The organism is Streptomyces sp. WELS2, from assembly GCF_013870595.1.
Taxonomy (GTDB): domain Bacteria; phylum Actinomycetota; class Actinomycetes; order Streptomycetales; family Streptomycetaceae; genus Streptomyces.
Map to the genome: position 1 here is coordinate 1 of NZ_JACBWZ010000972.1, position 2,129 is coordinate 2,129.

The following is a 2,129-nucleotide window of genomic DNA, read 5'->3' on the forward strand; positions in this document are numbered from 1 at the left end:
GCGTCCAGCGCGCCCACCTGGGCGAGCCGCTGGGCCAGCGGACGGCTCGGCCGGGCCCGCTCCCAGAAGTCCACCAGCGAGGAGTACGGCTGTCCGTCCGCGATCCGGTGCGCCTCGGCCTCGCTGATGCCGTGGACGTCGCACAGCGCCAGCCGCAGCCCCCACACCTTCGACTCGGACACCAGTTCGATCCTATGGGCGACCCCCGAGACGTTCACGTCCAGCGGCAGGATCGGCACCCCGCGCCGCCGGGCGTCGGCCAGCAGCAGCCGCTTCGGGTACATCCCCGGATCGTGGGTGAGCAGCCCGGCGTAGAAGGCGGCCGGGTGATGGGCCTTCAGCCACGCCGACTGGTAGGTGGGCACGGCGAAGGCGACGGCGTGCGCCTTGCAGAAGCCGTACGACCCGAAGGCCTCCACGATCTCCCAGGTACGCGCGATCGTCTCCGCGTCGTGCCCCCGGGCCGCCGCCCGCTGGGCGAACCACACCCGGATCCGGCCCTGCGCGTCGGGGTCGGACAGCCCGCGCCGCACCCGGTCGGCCTCGCCCCGCCCGCAGCCGGTCATGATGGCGACGATGTCGATGACCTGCTCGTGGAAGACGACCACGCCGTACGTCTCCCTCAGCGGCTCCTCCAGGTCCGGATGCGGATAGCGCACCGGCGCCCGGCCGTGCCGGGCCTCGATGAACGGCCGGACCATGTCGGCGGCGACGGGGCCGGGCCGGAACAGCGAGATGTCCACGACCAGGTCGTGGAAGGTGCTCGGCTGGAGCCGGCCCACCAGGTCCCGCTGGCCGGGCGACTCGATCTGGAAGCAGCCCAGCGTCTCGGCGGACCGGATCAGCCGGTAGGTCTCCGGGTCGCCCGGCTCCACCGCGTCCAGGTCGATCCGCTCCCCGGCCGCCCGCTCCACCTCGGCGACCGCGTGCGCCATCGCCGACTGCATCCGCACCCCCAGGACGTCCAGCTTGAGCAGCCCGAGGTCCTCCACGTCCTCCTTGTCGAACTGCGCCATGGGCAGCCCCTCGCCGCTGGTCGGCACCACCGGCGTACGGGCGGGCAGGGAGGCGTCGGACAGCAGCACCCCGCACGGGTGCATGGCGACCCCGCGCGGCAGCGCGTCGAGCGCCTCGACCAGCTCCCAGAGCCTGCCGTACTTCTCCTTCTCCCCGGCGAGCCGCCGCAGTTCGGGCAGTTCCGCCAGGGCCGCGCGGGCGTCGCGGGCCCGGATGTGCGGGAAGGACTTGGCGATCCGGTCGATGTCGGCCGGGTCCATGGACAGCGCGGCGCCCACGTCCCGGATGGCGTGCCGGACCCGGTAGGTCTCCGGCATGGCGACGGTCGCGACCCGCTCGCCGCCGAACCGGCCGATGATCGCCCGGTAGACCTCCAGCCGCCGCGCGGACTCCACGTCGATGTCGATGTCCGGCAGCACCACCCGCTCCTTGGACAGGAAGCGTTCCATCAGCAGCCCGTGCCCGACCGGGTCGGCGTGCGCGATCCCGAGCAGGTGGTTGACGAGCGACCCGGCCCCGGAGCCGCGGGCGGCCACCCGGATGCCCATCGCGCGGACGTCGTCGACCACCTGGGCGACCGTCAGGAAGTAGGAGGCGAAGCCGTGGTGGGCGATGATGTCCAGCTCGTGGTGCATGCGTTCCCAGTACGCGCGCCGCCCGCCGTAGCCGAGCCGCAGCATGCCCGCCGCCGCCCGCGAGGCGAGCGCCCGCTGGGCGGTGCGCCGGCCGGCGCCGACGAGGTGCGGCTCGGGGAAGTGCACGCTGCCCAGGCCCAGGTCGTCCTCGGGGTCGACCCGGCACTCGGCGGCGGTGGCCAGGGTCTGCTCCAGCAGCCGGTGGGCGGCCCCCCGTCGGAATCCGGCGGCCTCCACGATCCGCTCGGCGGCGTCCAGCATGGCGGGGGCGTCCTTCAGCCAGGCCTCGCCGGAGTCCAGCTCCCGCCGGGGGTCGATGGGCACCAGGCGGCGGGCGGCGTCCAGCACGTCGGCCACCGGCCCCTGCCCGGGGTCGGCGTACCGGACGGCGTTGCCGAGCACCGGCCGCACCCCCTGCTCGGTGGCGAAGGCGACGGTACGGGCCGCCAGCCGCAGCGAGCCGGGGCCGGTGCCGGT

General features: G+C 74.7%; 1 protein-coding gene. It reads right to left on the reverse strand.

Annotated features, from left to right (window positions below; genetic code table 11):
* Window positions 1–2,129 (reverse strand): DNA polymerase III subunit alpha (gene dnaE / locus H5J33_RS32420; protein WP_181798299.1); only part of this gene is annotated, 2,129 nt, incomplete at both ends.